Source organism: Bradyrhizobium sp. CFUWI (assembly GCF_056429085.1).
On the sequence record NZ_JBWJZE010000007.1, the window covers coordinates 114,501 to 134,211 of the forward strand.

Below are 19,711 nucleotides of genomic sequence, written 5' to 3' on the forward strand. Positions count from 1 at the left end.
GCTGCGGTGAAGGAGGACGCCGGCGTGCGCAACGAGCGAGAATTTCCTTCCGGAGAATCCGGGCAGGGCGTGGGCGCACGGCTGCCGCGGAAGGAGGATGACCGCCTGATGCGCGGCCGCGGCCAGTACGTCGCCGACATCCGCCTCGCTGGCCTCCGCGACGTCGCTTTCGTGCGCAGCCCGCTGGCGCATGCGCGCATCCGCAGCATCCACGTGCCTGAACGCTATCGTAGCAGCGTCTTCACGGCAGCCGATCTCGTCGGCGTCAAGCCGATCCGCGCGGTCTCGGGGCTGCCGGGCTTCAAGATCTCGGAGCAGCCGGTGCTGGCGACCGGCAAGGTACGCCAGGTCGGCGAACTCGTTGCGATGTGTGTTGCACCGACGCGCGCCGAAGCCGAGGACATCGCGGCCTCGGTGATGCTCGATCTCGAGGAACTCCCCGCCGTATACGACATGCTGAAGGCGCGCCAGCCCGGCTCGACCCTGGTGCATGAGCATTGGGGTGACAATGTCTTCCTTGAGACCAATTACGAGGTCGACATCTCCGCCGCGCTCGACGCGCCGATCAAGGTGACGCGCGAGATCTCGACCGCGCGGCAATGCATGTCGCCGCTCGAGGGCCGTGGCGTGGTCGCGACCTTCGACCGCCGCCTCGATCAGCTCACGCTGCATTCCGCGGCGCAGATGCCGCATATCACGCGCAGCGGCCTCGCCGAATGCCTGAATATGGAGGAAGGCCAGATCCGCGTCATCTCGCCGGATGTCGGCGGCGGCTTTGGCCACAAGGGCATTCTGCTGCCGGAAGAAGTCTGCCTGTCCTGGCTGACGATGCAATGCGGTTATCCCGTGCGCTGGACCGAGGACCGCCGCGAGCATTTCGTGGCCAGCTCGAATTGCCGCGAGCATCACTACAAGATCACGGTCTATGCCGACCGCGACGGCACCTTGCGTGGCATCGATTGCGAGGCGACGGTGGATTCCGGCGCATACTCGTCCTATCCGTTCTCGGCCTGCCTCGAGGCCGCGCAAGTCGCGAGTATTTTGCCCGGTCCCTACAAGATGCCGGCCTACCGCTGCCGCACCTTCTCGGTGGCTACCAACAAATGCCCAATCCTGCCTTACCGCGGCGTGGCGCGCACCGGCGTGTGCTTTGCACTGGAATTGATGCTGGATCTCGTCGCGGAAGAGGCAGGTCTCGAACCGGGCGAGGTGCGGCTGCGTAATCTGGTGCGGCCGGAACAGATGCCGTTCGACAACATCACCAAGAAGCATTTTGACAGCGGCGATTATCCCGAGGCGATGCGACGCGCGCTCGCTGCGATCAATATCGATGCCGTTCGCGCGCGCCAGCGCCAAGGCGACGCCGCCGGCCGGCGGGTCGGCGTCGGGGTCTCAATCTATTGCGAGCAGGCCGCGCACGGCACGTCCGTCTATTCCGGCTGGGGCATCCCGATGGTGCCGGGCCACGAGCAGGCATCGGCGCGCCTCACGCCGGACGGCGGTCTCGAATTGCGCGTCGGCGTGCATTCCCACGGTCAGGGCATGGAAACGACGCTCGCCCAGGTCGCGCATGAGATCCTCGGCATCGATGTCGCGAACATTCGGATCGTCCTCGGCGATACCGCGATGACGCCTTATTCGACCGGCACCTGGGGCTCGCGCTCCATGGTGATGGCGGGCGGCGCGGTGGCCACCGCCTGCCGCGAGCTCGGCGAACGCGCCCGGCGGATCGGCGCGAAGCTCCTACAGCACGATCCGGCCTCCGTTGTCCTGCAAAATGGCGAGGTGCGCGGCGTCAATGGCAGCGTCGGACTGAAGGCGATCGCCTACACCTGGTATCGCCGTCCGCAGGACCTGCCGGCCGATGTCGATCCGGGCGGGCTGGAGGTCACGCAAGGCTACAAGCCCGTGCGTGACAGCGGCACCTTCAGCTATGCGGCGCATGCGGCTGTCGTGGCGGTCGATCCCGATCTCGGTGAGGTGGAGATCCTCGACTATGTGATCGTCGAGGACGGCGGTGTGCTGGTCAATCCGCTCGTCGTGGACGGCCAGATCTATGGCGGTCTCGCCCAAGGCATCGGCACCGCACTTTACGAGGAGATGCCGTTCGACGCGTCCGGGCAGCCACTGGCGACGACGCTTGCGGACTACCTGCTTCCTGGGGCAACCGAGGTTCCTGCGGCCCGTCTCGATCACATGGAGACGCCGTCGCCTTATACGCAGTTCGGCGTCAAGGGCATCGGGGAGGGCGGAGCGATTGCGCCGCCTGCCGCGATCGCCAACGCCGTCAACGATGCCCTGCGCCCGCTGGGCGTCGAGCTGATGCAGTCGCCGATCACGCCGCATCGCGTCGTCGCCGCCGTGCTGGCCGCGCGTGCGGCGGAAAGGAGCGCGGCATGAAGCCCGCTCCCTTTGCTTACGAGCGCACGCGCGATCTCAATGCGGCACTCTCGATGCTGGCGGCCGGCAGCGGATCGGCCAAGATCATCGCCGGCGGGCAGTCGCTCGGCCCCATGCTCAATTTGCGGCTGGTTCAGCCGGAGCTGATCGTGGATATTTCCGGAATTGCCGAACTCAAGCGCGCCGAGGTCTCCGGCAACGAACTCGTGCTCGGCGCTCTGGTCACCCATGCCGATATCGAGGACGGGCGCATCGCCGACGTGACGCGCGGTGCCATGCGCGCCGTCGCCGCCAACATCGCCTATCGCGCCGTGCGCAATCGCGGGACGATCGGCGGCTCGCTCAGCCATGCCGATCCCGCCGCGGACTGGATTTCGGCGCTGTCTGCCCTGGGCGCACGGCTCACACTACGCAGCCTTTCCGGGACCCGCGCGATGGCCATCGAGGCTTTCGTCACAGGTGCGCTGGAATCGGCCCTTCACGCCGGCGAGATCGTCGAGGCGATCCATGTGCCGGCCCGCGCTGCCTCGGCGCATTGGGGCTATGCCAAGAGCTGCCGCAAGACCGGCGAGTTCGCGCATGCGATCGGCGCGGCTCTGATCGATCCGGCCGCCGGTTCGGCACGCATCGTGATCGGCGCCATCGATGCGGCACCCATCGTGGTGAGTGATGCGGCCGAGCTGTTCGGCGGACGGATTACCGCGGACTACAAGCAGCGTTTCGATGTCCGCGTCGCCGATGCTCTTCTCGTCAAAGCCGGCATCGACGACACCGCGCAGCGCCACATTCATGTCGGCGTGCTGAGGCGCGCCGTTCAGGAGGCCGCGGCATGACCACGATCGCGCTCAGCGTCAACCGGCGCGCGGTGGAGGTGGTGGCCGAGCCGCGGACCAGCCTCGCCGATTTCGTGCGCGACAGGCTCGACCTGACCGGCACCCATCTCGGCTGCGAGCACGGCGTCTGCGGCGCCTGCACCGTGCTGCTCGATGGCGTGCCGGCGCGTTCCTGCATCACCTATGCGGTGGCATGCGAAGGCGCCGACGTCACCACCATCGAGGGTCTCGACGAGGACGAGATCACGGCTGAGCTGCGCGCAGCGTTCACCCGGGAGCACGCCTTGCAGTGCGGCTATTGCACGCCAGGAATGCTGGTGTCCGCGCGCGACCTGGTGCTGCGCCTGCCGGACGCCGACGAGCGTCGGATTCGTGTCGGCTTGAGCGGCAATCTCTGCCGCTGCACCGGCTATGTCGGAATCGTGCGGGCGGTGCAGTCCGTGATCGAAGCAAGACGGGCGCGCAATATCGCGGCGCTGGCCGACGGCGGCCGGACCATTCTTGGCCCCGCCGGCTCGGGGCGCGCTGCGCCCGGCCGAAGTGAGCCATCAGCTGCGCGGATGGCGTTGGCTCCGGCGCCTGACAGCGTCGCGCGCGACATCATTCAAGACTTCACCCCCGCGGTGGTCCTCGCCCAGAGTTTCACGCTGGCGCACCCGCCGGCCAAGGTCTTCGCGATGTTCGACGACATCGCGGGTGTTGCATCCTGCCTCCCGGGCGTGTCGCTGAGGGGGACACCAAGCCCCGAACGTGTCGAAGGCGGATTTCGTGTCAGACTCGGGCCGATCGCGGCAGCGTTCCAGGGAGCGGCACGCGTCGAACGCGATCCTGCGACGCTGTCCGGCCGCATTCTCGGCATTGGCAACGATCAGCGCAGCCATTCGGCGACGCAGGGCGAAATCCGCTATCGCCTGCTGCCGCTCGAGGGCGGAGCAGTGACCGCCGTCGAACTTTCGATCGGCTACACCCTCACCGGGATGTTCGCGCAAGTCGGCCGTCCAGGCCTCGTCAGGGATCTCGCCAAACGCCTGGTTGCGGAGTTCGCCGCAAATCTCGACCGCCACATGTCCGGCGGGTCGCCGGGGCGGCCACGTCCGGCGGAGCTCAGCTTCTGGTCGATTGCATCGGACGTCTTGCGAGCCCGGCTCGCGCGCATGTTTAGCCGCATCAGCAAGACGAAAGGCGCGGAATGATCGGCGCGCCGGCGCCGCGGAGTGACGCAATCTGGACTGCCATGACGATCAACAGCGTTGGATTTGGAGAGATGATATGACACGAGCACTCGGACTGGTTTCGACCATCACGCTGGCAGTGGCCTTGGCTGGCGCCGCCGCACAGGCGCAGACCATCAAGATCGGCGTCAACGAGCCGCTCACCGGCGCTTTTGCAGCGTCTGGTACCTACGTCGTCAATGGTGCCAAGATCGCCGCCGACGAGATCAACGCCAAGGGCGGCATCCTCGGCAAGAAGATCGAGCTTGTGATCGAAGACAACAAGAGCAACCCGACGGAAGCCGCCGCCGTCGCCGAAAAGCTCATTACCAGCGACAAGGTGCCGGTGCTGATGGGCGCCTGGGGCTCCAGTCTGACGCTGGCTGTGATGCCGAAGCTGATGGAGTACGAGACGCCGATGGTGGTCGAGACCTCGTCCTCGGGCAAGATCACGACGACAGGGAATCCCTTCATCTTCCGCATCTCGCCGCCCTCGGCAATCGAGGCCGCGGCGTTCAAGGGCATCGTCGACAAGCTCGCCCTGAAGAAGGTCGATTTCCTCGTGATCAACAATGATTGGGGCCGCGGCACCGCCGAGGACTTCAGCAAGATGATGAAAGAGAAGGGGATCGCCGTCGGCCTCGTCGAAACCATGGACCAGGGCGCGCAGGACATGAGCGCACAGCTGTCCAAGATCAAGGGGTCGGATTCCGAGACGGTCATCGTCACCACCGCGGTCGATCAATTGACGCTGATCTTCAAGCAGGCTGCGGCGCTGGGCTTGAAGAAGCGCATCATCACCACAGGCGGTTCGCAAAATCCCGACCAGATCATCGCCCAGGCGGGAGCTGCCGCCAACGGCACCATGCATCTGACCACGTTCCTGCCGTGGTTCCCCGAAAAGACCCCGAATCCGGAAGCGACTAACTATTTCGTCTCCGAATGGAAGAAGCGCGGTTTCGACTTCGCCGGCTGCACCGAGAGTTTTCGCGGGTATGACGGCATCCGCACCGTGGCCGCCGCGATCGAGAAGGCCGGAAAGGCCGAGCCGGCGGCGATCAAGGCAGCGTTCTGGGACATCAAGGTCAAGGGGCTCAACGGGGACATCGTGTTCCGCAAGTCCGGTCCCGAGGGCAAAGAGAGCGGACAGAGCCAGCCGAACGTCTATCTCATCGAGATCAACGACGGAAAGATCGAGATGAAGACGCTCTAGCCTTCGTCAATTCCGGGCGAGGGCGGCACATCGCGGCCCTCGCGAGGTCCAAAACCCGCGGGAACAGCCTTGAGCGAATTTCTTCAGCATCTCGTCAACATGCTCGTGCTCGGCGGCACCTATGCGCTGCTCGGCATCGGGCTGACGCTGATCTTCGGCATCATGAACGTCGTGAACTTCACGCACGGCGTGCTGTACACGTTCGGCGCTTACGTCATGTTCATGGTGGTGCAACAGCTCGGGCTCAACTTCTTCCTCGCATTGCCGGTTGCCGTGCTGGCGGGATGGCTGCTTGGCGCGGCAATCGAGCTGACCCTGCTGCGGCCGTTACGCGGCTCCGACATCGACACAACGATGCTAGTCATGATCGGCGCCTGGATCGCGATGCAGTCGGGCACGCTGTGGATCTGGGGCGGCGTCGCAAAAGCGGTAGCCACGCCATTCCCCGAGGCGCCCCTGGTGCTCGGGCCCGTGTCGGTGTCCTGGCTGCGCCTGTTCGTTCTCATCGCCGCAGCGCTGTTGATCCTGGTGACCTACCTCCTCATCAACAGAACGAGTCTCGGCCGCGCGATGCGCGCGACATTCCAGGATCACGACACGGCCTCGCTGATGGGCGTCAACGTCGACATGATCTACACATCTACATTCGCGATCGGCTCCAGCCTTGCCGCCGCCGCGGGCGCTCTGCTCGGGCCGGTCTACGTGATCTTCCCGCAGATGGGCGACCTCGCCGCCGTCAAGGCCTTCGCCATCGTCATCCTGGGCGGGCTCGGCAACATTACCGGGGCGGTGATCGGCGGCTTCATCCTGGCGCTCGCCGAGGAGCTCGGAGCCGGGTATGTCTCCTCCGGCTACCGCGACGCCATGGGTTTTCTGATCATCATCGCGGTGTTGATTTTTCGGCCGACCGGACTGTTCGCGCGGGCGGAGCGCGTCGGATGAGAGCAATCAGCACCATTGTCGCCGTCGCGGCGCTTGCCTCGGTCCCGCTCTGGCTGCGCGATCCCTACCTTCTCAACGCGCTGATCACGACCGGAATCTTCATTATCGGTGCGATGAGCCTGAACTTGCTGCTCGGGTTCACCGGCCAGCTCAGTCTGGGCCACATTGCCTTCTTCGGCATCGGCGCCTATGTCAGCGCACTGACCTCGCTCGGCTTCGATGTCGGCCTGCCCGGAGACTTCCGTCTGGTCCATACGCCCTGGCCGCCGATCGCCGGCTTCGTGCTGGCGGTCGTGGTCGCCGGCTTGTGCGGCTATTTCGTCGGGCTGCTCTCGTTCCGCGTCCGGGGCGCCTATTTCGTCATCGTGACGATCTCGTTTGCCGAGGTGGTCCGGCTGGTTGCGCTGAACTGGGTCGAGCTGACTCAGGGCCCCCTGGCGCTGACCAGCATCCCGTCGATCGCGTTGCCTTTGCCCGGCTTTGGTGAATTTACCCTTCGCACCAAGATGCACAACTACTACCTCGTGCTGGTGGTGGCACTCATCGCCTATCTTCTGATCGCGCGCCTCGTTCATTCCCATTTCGGCCGTGCGATGCGGGGACTGATGGAAAACGAGACGCTCGCGATCTCGGTCGGGATCGACGTCACCAGGACTCTGACGATCGCCGCGGTGATCTCGGCTGCGATCGCGGGTGCGGCCGGCAGCCTCTATGCCCATTACATCAGGATCATTGACCCCGAGGTTTTCGCCTTCATCAACACAGTCACCATGGTGATCATGGTGATCAGCGGCGGCAAGGGCTCGCTGGCTGGGCCGGTCGTCGGCGGCTTGATTTTCGGGCTTCTGCCGGTTGTGCTCCGTCCGGTCATGGCGCCGGAAGCGCAATGGATCGCCTATGGCGGCGTGCTGATTGCGATTCTGTTCTTGCTGCCGCGCGGAATCGTGCCGTCGCTCACGCAGCGACTTGGCCGTCGGCTGGGCAGAACGTCGGCGCGGGCCCCGGTGGCTCTCACGGAGACAGCTGCCAAGGAGCCGGCGTGATGACGGCGCGCAGCGTTGCCATGACCATCGACAAGGTCGCGGTTCGCTTCGGCGGTCTGGTCGCGATCTCAGACATGAGCTTCACCGTGGGCGAGGGCGAGATCGTCAGCCTGATCGGGCCGAACGGGGCCGGGAAGACGACGGCCTTCAATGTCATGACCGGCTTCCTGACGCCGAGCGCGGGCCGCGTGACTTACCGCAACACTGCGCTCGCTGGCCTGAAGCCGCATGAGATTGCCGATCTCGGCCTGGTCCGGACCTTCCAGCGCACCAGCGTATTCCCGAACGACACCGTCTACGACAATCTCCTGATCGGCCTGCATCGACAGGGCCGGGTTCGGCTGATCGACTCCCTCCTCGGTTTGCCAGGCGCGCGTGCCTCGGAGCGGATGCTGCGGCAGCGCGCGAGCGAATTGATCGAATGGGTCGGGCTCGAACGCCGCGCCCATGACGCGGCCGGCTCGTTGTCCTACGGGGAGCAGCGGCTGGTCGGCGTCGCGCTGGCGCTCGCGGCTGAACCGTCGATGCTGCTGCTCGACGAGCCCGTCTCGGGCATGAACGCCTCGGAGACCCACCGCTTCGTCGAACTGATCCGCAGCATCCGCGACCGAGGCATCACGATTCTCCTGGTCGAGCACGACATGCCGATGGTGATGACCGTCTCGGACCGCATCGTGGTGCTCAATTACGGCCGCATCATCGCCGAAGGGACGCCGGACGTGATCCGCAACGATCCCGCGGTGATCGAGGCCTATCTCGGACATGGAGCTGCCCGTGCTTGAGATACGGGACATGGTGTGTGGCTATGGCGGCGTCACCGCGCTGCGCGGCATCTCGATCGACGTGAAGGCCGGGCAGCTCGTCGCGCTGATCGGCGCGAACGGCGCTGGCAAGAGCACGACCCTGCGCGCAATTTCCGGGCTCGTGCCACCGCGCGAAGGGCAAATGCGGTTCGAGGGAATCGACATCACCGGGGCAAGACCTCCGCGCGTGCTCGCCAGCGGAATTGCACATTGTCCGGAAGGCCGGCGTGTGTTTCCGCACATGAGCGTCGAAGAAAATCTCGACATGGGAGCTTACCTTCGTCGTGGTTCGGGTGAGATCGCGGCCGACCGCGACCGTATCTACGCGGAATTTCCGCGGCTCGCAGAGCGGCGCCGGCAAGCCGCGGGTACCCTGTCGGGTGGCGAGCAGCAGATGCTCGCGATCGGCCGGGCGCTGATGTCGCGGCCGCGGTTGATCATGTTCGACGAACCCTCGCTCGGGCTCGCGCCCAACATCGTCGAGCGGACTTTTGCGATCATCCGCGGAATCCGCGATGCCGGAACCACGGTGCTGCTGGTCGAGCAGAATGCATTCGCCGCGCTGGAGATGTGTGACTACGCCTATCTGCTGGAGAGTGGCCGCATCGTGCTGTCCGGCGCCGGTGCCGAGTTGATCGCGAACGAGCATGTGCGAAAGGCCTATCTCGGTGGATGATGATGCCGCCGGTTCAGCTGGCTTGGGCTGGACGGCGGTTTGCAATCTCGACCGCCTGAGAGCCGAGACGATCGTTCGCGTCGACGTCGCAGGCCTCGACCTGCTCGTGATCTGGAACGATGGCGATGTCGTCGCATGCGACCGCGCCTGTCCGCATGAACAAGCTGATCTGGCTCTCGGAGAGGTGAGAGCAGGCCGGCTGTTCTGTCCGCGTCACGCGGCATCGTTCGATTTGCGCGACGGGGCAATCAATCCGGGATGGTCGAGCCCGCCGTTGCGACTTTACGCCATACGGATCACGGGCCAGCAAATCTGCGTGGAGGCCCGGGAGCGGCAAGCGCCGCGATGATGGCATCATGCCCCTGGTTTGCCCGACGGGTCAGAATGATCGACCCCGTCGACTTGCCTACAAAATTCGCCTTTAAAAACAACGCCATTCTACTGTGCATGGGGTTGTTTTCGCAGTTTAGTCCAGCAACCGGTGGACCGCGCCGACGAGGACCCCGTCTGGCCGTCGCAGGGCCTCGAGAATGGTGAAATGGTCGGCGCCGTCGACCGGAATGAGCTTGCCGGGCGCCTTCGCCGCCGCGCGCTTGTCGTGGAGATTGATCGAATCGCAAATAAGTGCCGGCAGCTCGTTGGTGCCATAAGCGATGTCGAGACGCTTCGGTGTGACGGGCAGGCGCAACGGCGACAGCGCGGCGATTTCCGCGTCCGTCAGCTTCAGCGCGTCGTTGAGGCCGGTATCGCGGATTGGTGCGAGCTCGTAGACGCCTGAGATCGCCAATCCCGCGTGGACACCCGGATGGTTCAGCGCCATAGCGACGAGGTGGGCGCCGGCCGACCAACCCGACAGGACGACCGGCCCCGCAACGCCGTAGGTCGCGCCATTGGCTGCAAGCCAGTCGAGCGCGCGCGGAACTTCGGCGACGATGTCGGTGAGGGACACCTCGGGCGCCAGCGAGTAGCCGGGAATGGCAACCGACCAGCCATGGGCGGCGATGCCCTCGACGAGCATGGCAAACAATTCGCGCGAATTGCGCTGCCAGTAGCCGCCATGCAGGAACACCAGGCACGGCGCCTCAGGCCTGGCGGCCGGGTAGAGGTCGATCTTGTTGTTCGCCCGCTGACCGTAAGCCAGATCGAGATGGGATTTCAGCGTGCCTCGCACCCTGCTGGAGGCTTCGTTCCGTTCGGCGATCAGGGCCGCGCTGTTCTTGACGGCCGCGTTGTTGTCATAGGCAGCGTTGCGTTCTGCCTGGGAGAGCCCGGACCATGCGGAACGGGGGTCGAGCGCCCGACTTGTCGAATGAACATTCTCAACCATAATCGCTCCAACGCGGCCCCTCGATGGCACTCTTGTCCAATTTGCGCCGGCCTTTCAAGGGCAATTGAGGTGAGCGCTCGGACGGGTTGACGGCCGGCGGACCTGATCGCACCGAAACTCCGGGCAGGCAGCGTTCAACGAATTCTGGGATACGAAAATCTGCTGCTGATTTGCTCTTGTCCACAAGCTCTTGTTGTTACTCGAGCGGACGGCGGCAGCAATGAATTCCATTCCTTCAGCTCCGTCGGCGAGCGATGGCAGGTCGGGACAGGCGACGTCTCCGGAGCGGATCAGCCGAGCAAACTCACTGTAAAGCGTCGCGAACGCTTCGAGATAACCTTCGGGATGACCGCTCGGCAATCGCACCTGGATCGGCGGAGCGTCACCGGCGATGGCGCCGGCTCGCGTGAGAAGTTGCTTGGGTCTGCCAAACTCCGTGAACCACATCTGGTTTGGAGTTTCCTGGCGCCACGCAAGCCCGGCCTTGTCGCCATACACACGCAACTGCAGACCATTCTCGCAGCCGACGGCAACTTGGCTGGCCCACAGCATCCCGCGTGTATTGCCTTCAAAACGCAGCAGTATGTGCGCATTGTCTTCGAGTTGTCTGCCCTCCACGAAGGTCGACAGGTCCGCACTCTCGGCCCTGCCGCTAATTGCCATCACTGCTTCAATGGTGGAATAGTATTATTTTGCCAGTGCATGCCTGGGGGATTGGATGCCTTAAGATAGTCCACGAAGGCGCGTACCGCAGGCGTGAGTTCACGCCGACCTGGGAAGACAAGATTTACAACTACTGGGGCGGAGCTCCATGCAGGCAACAGGTGAACCAGCCGCCCTGCCTCCAAGTCGGGAGCGCAGAGGTAGCACGAGATTACTCCGACGCCTGCGCCGTTGAGCACCAACCGATGAATCGTAAGGGCACGCTGATCCGCGGTTGCACATAGATGTCTTGAGTGACTTCACCTTTCGAAAATGACCAGCGTCGGGGTCGCGGACGGCTGCCTTGCCTCAATCACCAGCCGAAGCTTCGTGGCCCGGACACATGACATCGGCAGCCTTTTTGCGCAAACCGAACGTAGCTTCCGCCCTCAAGACGCTCGACTACGACGGCAAATCGCGTGGCCTTCGTTTCTTTGGCCGACCGGAACGATGTAGACCCCGCACCTCCTGCTGTTGAAAGAGCTCCCCGCACAGGTCACGCAACCATTGGCTCGCCGGGTCGTGGTGGAAGCGGGCGTGCCAATATTGCTTGACCGTAAAGCCGGCGATCGCCAGCGGGCAATCGAGCACGCGCAGTCCGTAATAGTGAGCCAATGTTTCGCCGATGTGCCTCGGCAGGGTGGCGATCAGGTCGGTCGTCCCGACGATTGCGGGTAGCCCCAGGAAGCCGGGCAGCTCGAGTGCGACATCAAGGGCGATCTGCTGCTCCCTCAGCGCATCCGCGAGCAATTGATGTCCGGTGCCGGAGCGAATGAGGACGTGCGCCTCGCGCCTGAAATCCTTTGCGGTGATGCGGTCGCGGATCCGGGCATGTTTTGCGTTTGCCAGGCAGACCCAATCCTGCGGAAAGAGTGCCTGTTGGAAGTGTCCAGCGTCGAGATCGGTGATGTAACCGAGCGCCAGATCGGCCTCGCCGGACTGCAGCATTCGTGGGGTGTCGCCGCCGATCTGCGCCGCCTCGATGCGGATGCCCGGCGCAACGCTGCGAACGTGGGCGAGGATGGCCGGAAGCAGCGTGACGTGGCTCGCATCCGTCATGCAGATGACGAAGCGGCGCTTTGCAGTCGCCGGATCAAACTCGGAACGAAGCTCCGCCAGCCGCCGCAGCATCTCCAACGCCTGTCTGGCCGTGCCGATGAGAGCCTCGGCGCGCGGAGTCGGCAGCATTCCCTCTGCTGACCTGATGAAGAGCGGATCGTCCAACTCCTTTCGCAGGCGCGCCAGCCAGATCGAAATGGTCGGCTGGCTTTGACCTAGCCTCTCGGCTGCCTTGGTGACGCTGCCGGTGGCGAACAATGCGTCAAACAGCCGAAGCAGGCGCGGCTCCAGCAGGTTCGTCTCGGAAAGGTCCCGGTACTTCATTGCGATCTGCAATAATGGTTATAAGGATCATAGCATATCCAAATATCACGCAGCCTGCTAGCACGCTTCCAACGCCAAAATCGGCGAGGGAGAAGCGTTCGGATGAGGATCTGCTTTATCGGAGCGGGAGCCCTGGGCTCGACCATCGGCGGCACGCTGGCGCGCGGTGGCGCCGAGGTCTGGCTGATCGATCCGTTCCAGGCTCATGTCGACGCGATCAATGCCGGTGGTCTGCGGATGCTCGAGGGGGACGCCGAGACCGTCGTGAAGGTCTCCGCCCGCACCTCGGCGGCGCAGGTCGGCATCGTGGCGGACCTCGTCATCGTCCTCGTCAAATCCTATCACACGCGGGACGCGATCCGGGCGGCGGCGCCGGTCATCGGACCGCAGACGGTCGTGATGTCGCTTCAAAACGGCCTTGGCCACGAAGACATCCTTTCGGAGGAAGTCGGTCGTAACAGGGTCATGGCAGGCAAGACCTACGTTGGCGGCGTGCTGCTCGGCCCGGGCCATGTTCGCTCCGGCGTCGTCGGCAAGGAAACCATCATCGGCGAGCTCGATGGACGCTTGACGGAACGCGCACAGCGAATTTCCGAGACTTTCAATCGTGCCGGCATTCTGACGCTGCTCAGCGACAACATCCTGGGCACGATGTGGGACAAGTTGTTAATCAACGTTGCCGGAGGAGGAATCACCGCCGTTACCGGGCTGACCTATGGCGGTCTCTATTCGCTGCCGATCCTGGAAGATTGCGCGCTGGCCGCGATTTCGGAGGGCATCGCGGTGGCGCGGGCTGCCGGCGTGAAGATCTCGATCGCCGATCCGCGGCGCGCCTGGACGATGGCGTCCGCTGGGCTGCCGCCCGAGTTCAAGACCTCGATGTTGCAGAGCTTGCAGTCCGGCAATCTGACCGAGGTCGATTACATCCACGGCTCGGTCGTGCGCTGGGGCGCCAAGCTCAACGTGCCGACCCCGGTCAACGCGACCCTCGTCGCGCTGGTCAAGGGCATCGAATACGCCCGCAGCGATTATCCGGGAAAGGCCTGAGACGATGTCGTTGCCTCGCGCCTACGTCGAACACGTTGCGATCCGCGTGCCTGATGTCGATCATCACGTCGGCTTCTTTCGAGAGGTGCTTGGTCTTGCCATTCGCGACGAGCAACCCGCCGACGGCGCGCGCCCGCGCCAGGTGTGGGTGCTCGGAAGCGTGCAACTGATCGAGGATCCGCATTTTGCCGGACCGGAGGGGCGTCTCGCCCATCTCGGCATCATGGTCGACGATTACGAAGGCGTGCTCGCCCGTGCGGCCGCCTGGGGCGCCAAGGCGCTGCCCGCCGGCCCGAACTGGCTCGAACTGCCGGGCGGCCTGAACATCGAGATCCTGCAAGCCAGCGCGGGCGCCGTGGAAGCCGCTCTTGCGATCAATCCCCGTGCCTAGAGGAAGACGCGATATGACCGATGCACGCTACTGGGACGATGCCAAGGTCGGTGACGAATGCGTGACCCCCGCGGTGACGGTCACGGAAGCGATGGTGAATGCCTATGCCGAACTGACGGGTGATTTCACGCCTGTTCATGTCGACGAGGCATACGCCAAAACCACACCCTTCGGCACGCGCGTCGCGCATGGGCTGTTCGGCTTGTCCCTCGCCGATGGTTTGAAAACCCGGGCAGACTACCGCTTCCTTCCGGGAATGTCGCTGGGGTGGACGTGGGATTTCAAGCTGCCGATCAAGCTCGGCGACACCGTGCACGTGAAGTTCCGCGTCGGCTCGATGCGCACTACCAAGCGTGATGGGTGGGGCATCGTGGTGCTGCCCTCGGAGCTGATCAACCAGCGCGGCGAAGTGGTGCAGCTCGGTGAGCATCGGCTGATGATTCCAATGCGCCCGAAGACCAACACTGCAGGAGAGCAGGCATGACCGCACAAGATCTGCCGCTCCAGGATCTGCCCCTCAAAGGCATTCGCGTCATCGACTACAGCCATTTCCTGGCAGGCCCGTTCATGGGCCGTTGCTTGGCTGCGATGGGCGCTGAGGTCATCAAGGTGGAGCGTCCGAAGCAAGGCGATGCGGGCCGCGCCCATGGCTATTTCAAGGACGGACAATCCGGTTACTTCCTGCAGCAGAACATGGGCAAGCAGGGCTTGTGCATCGATCTGCGCGATAAGCGCGGTCTCGACATGATGATGAAGCTGGTCGACACAGCAGACGTCTTCATCGAAAATTACCGCCCCGGCGCGCTCGATCGCCTCGGGCTCGGCTACAAGGCGCTGGCGGCGCGGAATCCCGAACTGATCTACTGCTCGGTCTCCGCCTATGGCCACACCGGTCCCTATGCCGACCGTCCGGGCTTCGGCCTGATCGCGGAGGCGATGTCGGGCGCCTTGGCGCAACTTGGCTCCCCCGGCGAAGCGCCGCCGCTGCTGCGGATGCCGCTGGCCGACATGTATACCGGCATTCACGGTGTGGCTGCCATCAATGCGGCGCTGGTCGGCCGCGTGTCGTCCGGGCGCGGCAAGCATATCGATCTTGCGCTGTACGACTGCATGGTTTCGATGCACGACTATGCGGTTCAGCGCTACTTCCTCTCCGGCGGTACCGACCTGCCGAAGCAGACCGGCAGCGGCCAGCCGGATTCGACCGTCTACGGCGTCTTTCCGGCCAAGGACGGCAATCTTGTCATCGCCGCGCAAGTCGATGACGCGTGGCGGCGCTTGGCGATGCTGATCGGAGGAAGCAGCCTGGCGTCCGACGAACGCTTCACCACGCCTTCCGCGCGCAACGCCCATTATGCCGAAGCGATGGACATCGTGCGCAACTGGACATTGTCGCAGCCGTCCCGGGATGCCTGCCTTGCCGCACTCGAGGAAGCAGGTGTGCCGTCCGCTCCCGTGCAGACAATTGAAGAGGTCGTGAAGGATCCGCAGATCCACGCGCGCGGCATGCTGGTCGAGCAGCAGCATCCCGTGCTGGGCAAGGTGACGTTGCCGAACCTGCCTTTCCGCTTCTCCGACTGCGACACCACGGTGCGGACGCCGGCGCCACTGCTCGGCCAGGACAATCGTCGCATCGCCGCCTCGCTGGGTCTGTCGGCCGAGCTCGTCGAGGTGATGGTGCGCGATGGCGTACTCTACAACGAAGCCGCCGTGCAGGAGTGAGCCATGAGCGATCGTTATGCAGTGATAGGCAATCCGATCGGCTTCAGCAAATCACCCCTTATCCATGGCACGTTCGCCAAGATGACGGGACAGGACCTCGTGTACGAGGCCATCGAGGCACCCCTCAATGGCTTCAACGAACGGGTCGATCAATTCCGGACGGCGGGCGCCAAGGGGCTGAACATCACCGCCCCGTTCAAGCTCGATGCCTTCGCCTATGCAAACGAGCTTTCGGAGAGCGCCAAGCGCGCAGGCGCCGCAAACTGCCTGAAGTTCGAGGGCGATCGGATCATTGCCGAGAATTTCGACGGCATCGGCCTGGTGCGTGACATCACCGTCAATCTCGGCGTCAAGATGGCCGGCCGGCGCGTCCTGATGCTCGGCGCTGGGGGAGCAGCGCGTGGTGCGCTGCTGCCGTTCCTGCGTCAGGAGCCGTCTGAGCTGGTTCTCGTAAACCGAACGCTGTCGAAAGCGGTGGCGCTGGCCGAAGAGTTTGCCGGCTGTGGTCCCCTGATCGTCAGCGGCTACGCTGAACTCGCCGATCTTGCCGAGGGCTACGACGTCGTGGTCAACGCGACGTCCGCCAGTTTGCGAGGTGAAATGCCGCCGCTTCCGGGCAATGTCTTCCGCGGTGCGGAGCTGGCCTATGAACTCGCCTATGGCAAGGGATTGACTCCCTTTCTGCAAGCAGCCCGCGCCGAAGGCGTCACCAAGCTGGCCGACGGCGTCGGCATGCTGGTCGAGCAGGCGGCCGAAGCTTTTGACTGGTGGCGCGGCGTTCGACCGGGCACGGCCCGGGTCATCGCCGAGCTGACTATCCCACTGAGCTGACGGGTGATGCCGAGCATGCATCCAAAACCCAGCTTTCTCGTCGGCCTGATCGGCAGCGGCATCGCTGCGTCGCGCACCCCGCCGATGCACGAAGCGGCCGCTGACGCCGTCGGCATCCGCTATCTCTACAAGAAGATCGATCTGGCAGAGTTGAAACTCGGTGCGGAGGCGTTGCCCGAATTGCTCACGGCAGCAAGGCGGATGGGCTTTGACGGGTTGAACGTGACCCATCCCTGCAAGCAGGCGATCCTTCCGCTCTTAGACGAGCTTTCGCCTGACGTGGAGGCGCTCGGTGCCGTGAACACCGTGGTCTTCAGGAATGGCCATATGACCGGCCACAACACCGACTGGTTCGGCTTCGCCGAGAATTTTCGCCGCAACATGCAAGGTGCGCCCCTCGGTCGCGTCGTCCAATTCGGCGCGGGTGGTGCCGGCGCGGCGGTCGCTTTCGCGCTGATGAAGCTCGGCGTGCAGGAACTGACCGTCATCGACGTCGACGCGGCCAAGGCGCAGAGCTTGGTGGATAGCCTGTCGCCTCGGTTTGCAGAGGGACGCTTGAGGGCTGGGCATGACGTCGCGGCGGCCGTCGCTGCCGCCCAGGGCATCGTCAACGCAACGCCGATCGGCATGGATAAATATCCGGGGACGCCGCTGCCGGCGGCCTTGCTGCGGCCCGATCTGTGGGTCGCCGAAATCGTCTACTTCCCGCTGGAAACCGCACTGCTGCGCGCGGCACGTAGCCTCGGCTGCCGTACCGTCGATGGCGGTGGCATGGCGATCTTCCAGGGCACGGAAGCATTCCGCCTGTTCACGGGCATCTCACCTGATCCAGACGTCTTCTTCGCGACTTTTGCATCCCTGGGAGGGTGACACCCGGCCGATGGGCGAGCGGCACGCACAACGCCCGAGAGGAAACGCAAGATGGGCTATACGCTCGATTTCTCGGTGGTTTGGCATGCAATGCCCGCGCTGCTGTGGGGCTGCGTGGGTACGTTGAGCCTCGCGCTTGCCGGAATGACGCTCGCGATGATCATCGGCGTTGCCGGCGTTGCGGCACGCGATTCGAAGGCGGCCTGGTTGCGCGCCCTCGTGATCGGCTTCGTCGAGATCGTGCGCAATACGCCCTTCCTGGTGCAAATCTTCTTTCTGTTCTTCGCCCTGCCGCTGATCGGATTGAAGCTCAATCCGACCGCCACGGCGATCATCGCGCTCGGCGTCAATGGCGGCGCCTATGCCATCGAGATCATCCGCGGCGGGGTGCAGTCCATTCACACGGGACAGGTGGAGGCCGGCTACGCGCTCGGCCTGCACAAAGGGCAGGTATTCCGCTTCATCGTGCTCAAGCCCGCGCTTCGCGCGATCTACCCCTCGCTCACGGGTCAGTTCATCATGCTGACTCTGACCTCATCGATCTGTTCGGCCGTATCGGCTTTCGAATTGACGTCGGTCGCACAGCGCATCGAAAGCGACACGTTCCGCAGCTTCGAAGTCTACTTCTCCGTCACCTTCCTCTACCTCGCGATCTCCTGGCTGTTGATGCTGGGCTTCGCGGTCGTCTCTCACCGCTTCTTCTCATATCCGACACGCTGAGGGGGAGATCATGACACCGCATTTTGGCCTTCCCGAGTTCGGCTTCCTGTTGCGTGGGCTGCAATGGACGGTGCTGCTGACGCTGGTCGCGTTTGCGGGCGGCTGCACGGCGGGGCTGGCCGTTGCATTGCTGCGCACCTGTGGTCACAGGAGCGTGGAATGGATCACCCGCATTTACATCGGGATATTCCAGGGTACGCCGCTGCTGCTACAGCTTTTCGTCGTGTATTACGGATTGGCACTGACCGGGCTGAAGCTCGACGCTTTCGTCGCGGTCGCGATCGGTTTCACCGTGAACGCCTCAGCCTTTCTCGGCGAGATCTGGCGCGGCGCGATCCAGGCCGTGCCGCGCGGCCAGAGCGAAGCGGCGATGGCGCTCGGACTGCACTATTCGTCGCGGATGCGCGACATCGTGCTGCCGCAGGCGATCCGCATCTCGCTGCCGGCGACCATCGGCTATCTCGTTCAGCTCATCAAGGGCACCTCGCTCGCCGCCATCGTCGGCTTCATCGAGCTCGCCCGCGCCGGTCAGATCGTTTCGAACCAGACCTTTCAGCCGCTGCTCGTCTTCGGCGTGGTCGGCGCCATGTATTTCATCCTCTGCTGGCCACTGTCGTGGTGGGGCAGTCGGATGGAGGCCAGGCTCGCCCTGGCCAATCAGAGGTAGGAACGGCGCACCTGCCCAATCAAAGAAGCCATCACCAGGAGGAGGAAGTCCATGTTGTTTTCAATCAATCGTCGCCAGTTCGGCATTGCCGTGCTGACGCTCGGGGCCATCGCTCTCGCCGGCAAAGCGCAGGCGGGCACACTGGAAAACGTGAAGAAGAAGGGCGTCGTCGTCATCGGCATTCAGGGCGACAATCCGCCTTGGGGCTATGTCGATAGCTCGGGAAAGCAGGATGGCATCGATGCCGACATGGGCCGCGCCTTCGCCGAATATCTCGGGGTGAAGGCCGAGTTCGTCCCGCTGGCGGTGGCCAATCGCATTCCGGCGCTGACCACAGGCCGCGTCGACATTCTGTTCGCAACCATGGCCATGCTGCCCGAGCGCGCAAAGGCGGTGCAGTATTCCAAGCCCTATGTCGCCAACGAGATCACGCTTGTCGCCGCCCAGGCGACCCCGATCAACAGCAATGCCGACATGGGCAAATTCGTCATCGGCGTTCCCAGGTCTTCCACGCAGGATACTCAAGTGACCAACAACGCCCCGCCCGGGACCGAGATCCGCAGGTTCGACGATGACGCGGCCACGATCCAGGCGCTGCTCTCCGGCCAGGTCCAGGCAGTCGGTGCGAACTTGTTTTATCCCCAGCGGCTCAACGCCGCAAAGCCGGAACTTGGCTTCGGGCCCAAGCTTCACTTCACCGCATTGTACAACGGGGCCTGCACGCGCCTGGGCGACAAGGAGTGGAACGAGACGGTCAACACATTCATCGACCAGATCAAGTCGAACGGCAAGTTGGCCACTTTCTACGCCAAATGGATGAAGGTCCCGGTGCCGGTCTTCCCCGATTCTGTCCCGGGCGTTCCCTTCACCGTCCAGTAGCCACTGCGAGCGGCCGACGCGATCTGCGTTGGCCGCCGCCCAACGGGGAGA

Annotated in this window: 22 protein-coding genes; 18 read left to right on the forward strand and 4 right to left on the reverse strand. The window is 64.1% G+C overall.

Going from position 1 to position 19,711, the window contains the following annotated elements; translation table 11 throughout:
- The first annotated feature begins 6 nt into the window (after positions 1-6).
- The 9 genes from AC066S_RS17170 (at position 7) to AC066S_RS17210 (ending at position 9,470) form a co-directional block, all read left to right on the forward strand.
- Positions 7-2,400, forward strand: coding sequence for a xanthine dehydrogenase family protein molybdopterin-binding subunit (locus tag AC066S_RS17170; protein ID WP_478270225.1), 2,394 nt, complete (start codon positions 7-9; stop codon positions 2,398-2,400).
- Positions 2,397-3,233 (forward strand): FAD binding domain-containing protein, encoded by an 837-nt coding sequence (locus AC066S_RS17175; protein WP_126255434.1) that lies wholly within the window; start codon positions 2,397-2,399, stop codon positions 3,231-3,233. The genes AC066S_RS17170 and AC066S_RS17175 overlap by 4 nt, the downstream gene beginning before the upstream one ends.
- Positions 3,230-4,426, forward strand: a complete 1,197-nt coding sequence (locus AC066S_RS17180; protein WP_126255435.1) for a xanthine dehydrogenase family Fe-S subunit — start codon at positions 3,230-3,232, stop codon at positions 4,424-4,426. The genes AC066S_RS17175 and AC066S_RS17180 overlap by 4 nt, the downstream gene beginning before the upstream one ends.
- A 76-nt stretch (positions 4,427-4,502) precedes the next feature.
- Positions 4,503-5,657 carry an ABC transporter substrate-binding protein gene (locus AC066S_RS17185; RefSeq protein WP_126255436.1) on the forward strand — a complete coding sequence of 385 codons (1,155 nt, stop codon included), beginning with the start codon at positions 4,503-4,505 and terminating at the stop codon, positions 5,655-5,657.
- Positions 5,658-5,726: 69 nt separating this feature from the next.
- Complete coding sequence (locus AC066S_RS17190) at positions 5,727-6,599, forward strand: branched-chain amino acid ABC transporter permease (RefSeq protein WP_164718350.1); 873 nt, start codon at positions 5,727-5,729, stop codon at positions 6,597-6,599.
- Positions 6,596-7,642, forward strand: a complete 1,047-nt coding sequence (locus AC066S_RS17195) for a branched-chain amino acid ABC transporter permease (protein ID WP_135169759.1) — start codon at positions 6,596-6,598, stop codon at positions 7,640-7,642. Before AC066S_RS17190 ends, AC066S_RS17195 begins: the two co-directional genes overlap by 4 nt.
- Positions 7,642-8,424, forward strand: a complete 783-nt coding sequence (locus tag AC066S_RS17200) for an ABC transporter ATP-binding protein (protein WP_164718351.1) — start codon at positions 7,642-7,644, stop codon at positions 8,422-8,424. Before AC066S_RS17195 ends, AC066S_RS17200 begins: the two co-directional genes overlap by 1 nt.
- Positions 8,417-9,121 (forward strand): ABC transporter ATP-binding protein, encoded by a 705-nt coding sequence (locus AC066S_RS17205; RefSeq protein ID WP_167767534.1) that lies wholly within the window; start codon positions 8,417-8,419, stop codon positions 9,119-9,121. The genes AC066S_RS17200 and AC066S_RS17205 overlap by 8 nt, the downstream gene beginning before the upstream one ends.
- Positions 9,114-9,470 carry a Rieske (2Fe-2S) protein gene (locus tag AC066S_RS17210; RefSeq protein WP_347338954.1) on the forward strand — a complete coding sequence of 119 codons (357 nt, stop codon included), beginning with the start codon at positions 9,114-9,116 and terminating at the stop codon, positions 9,468-9,470. Before AC066S_RS17205 ends, AC066S_RS17210 begins: the two co-directional genes overlap by 8 nt.
- A gap of 117 nt (positions 9,471-9,587) precedes the next feature.
- Here the strand turns inward: AC066S_RS17210 and AC066S_RS17215 are convergent, their stop codons facing one another.
- The 4 genes from AC066S_RS17215 to AC066S_RS17230 all read right to left on the reverse strand — a co-directional run bounded on the left by AC066S_RS17215 (position 9,588) and on the right by AC066S_RS17230 (position 12,533).
- Entirely contained in the window at positions 9,588-10,448 is an 861-nt protein-coding gene (locus AC066S_RS17215; RefSeq protein WP_135169755.1) for an alpha/beta hydrolase, read from the reverse strand.
- Between the two features lie 54 nt (positions 10,449-10,502).
- A complete protein-coding gene (locus tag AC066S_RS17220; protein WP_209311857.1) occupies positions 10,503-11,111 on the reverse strand; it encodes a Gfo/Idh/MocA family oxidoreductase in 609 nt (202 codons plus the stop codon).
- Positions 11,111-11,362: a LysR substrate-binding domain-containing protein gene (locus tag AC066S_RS17225; protein WP_126255873.1), complete on the reverse strand. Its 252-nt coding sequence runs from the start codon at positions 11,360-11,362 to the stop codon at positions 11,111-11,113. The genes AC066S_RS17220 and AC066S_RS17225 overlap by 1 nt, the downstream gene beginning before the upstream one ends.
- Before the next feature lie 190 nt (positions 11,363-11,552).
- Positions 11,553-12,533 (reverse strand): LysR family transcriptional regulator, encoded by a 981-nt coding sequence (locus AC066S_RS17230; RefSeq protein WP_126255442.1) that lies wholly within the window; start codon positions 12,531-12,533, stop codon positions 11,553-11,555.
- A gap of 102 nt (positions 12,534-12,635) precedes the next feature.
- On the opposite strand from AC066S_RS17230, the gene AC066S_RS17235 reads away from it, so the two are divergent.
- Genes AC066S_RS17235 through AC066S_RS17275 form a run of 9 tightly spaced genes read left to right on the forward strand, consistent with a single transcriptional unit; the run spans position 12,636 to position 19,660 of the window.
- Complete coding sequence (locus tag AC066S_RS17235) at positions 12,636-13,580, forward strand: ketopantoate reductase family protein (RefSeq protein ID WP_478270226.1); 945 nt, start codon at positions 12,636-12,638, stop codon at positions 13,578-13,580.
- Between the two features lie 4 nt (positions 13,581-13,584).
- On the forward strand, positions 13,585-13,971 hold the full coding sequence (locus AC066S_RS17240) for a VOC family protein (RefSeq protein WP_135169752.1): 387 nt from the start codon (positions 13,585-13,587) through the stop codon (positions 13,969-13,971).
- A gap of 13 nt (positions 13,972-13,984) precedes the next feature.
- Entirely contained in the window at positions 13,985-14,455 is a 471-nt protein-coding gene (locus tag AC066S_RS17245) for a MaoC family dehydratase (RefSeq protein WP_126255445.1), read from the forward strand.
- On the forward strand, positions 14,452-15,693 hold the full coding sequence (locus AC066S_RS17250) for a CaiB/BaiF CoA transferase family protein (RefSeq protein WP_167767533.1): 1,242 nt from the start codon (positions 14,452-14,454) through the stop codon (positions 15,691-15,693). Before AC066S_RS17245 ends, AC066S_RS17250 begins: the two co-directional genes overlap by 4 nt.
- Before the next feature lie 3 nt (positions 15,694-15,696).
- Complete coding sequence (aroE, locus tag AC066S_RS17255) at positions 15,697-16,524, forward strand: shikimate dehydrogenase (protein WP_135169751.1); 828 nt, start codon at positions 15,697-15,699, stop codon at positions 16,522-16,524.
- A gap of 15 nt (positions 16,525-16,539) precedes the next feature.
- Positions 16,540-17,394, forward strand: a complete 855-nt coding sequence (locus tag AC066S_RS17260; RefSeq protein ID WP_135169750.1) for a shikimate dehydrogenase — start codon at positions 16,540-16,542, stop codon at positions 17,392-17,394.
- Positions 17,395-17,445: 51 nt separating this feature from the next.
- Positions 17,446-18,114, forward strand: a complete 669-nt coding sequence (locus AC066S_RS17265) for an amino acid ABC transporter permease (RefSeq protein WP_126255448.1) — start codon at positions 17,446-17,448, stop codon at positions 18,112-18,114.
- Positions 18,115-18,124: 10 nt separating this feature from the next.
- Positions 18,125-18,781, forward strand: coding sequence for an amino acid ABC transporter permease (locus tag AC066S_RS17270; RefSeq protein ID WP_126255449.1), 657 nt, complete (start codon positions 18,125-18,127; stop codon positions 18,779-18,781).
- 51 nt (positions 18,782-18,832) lie between these two features.
- Entirely contained in the window at positions 18,833-19,660 is an 828-nt protein-coding gene (locus AC066S_RS17275; RefSeq protein ID WP_126255450.1) for a transporter substrate-binding domain-containing protein, read from the forward strand.
- The last annotated feature ends 51 nt before the right edge of the window (positions 19,661-19,711 follow it).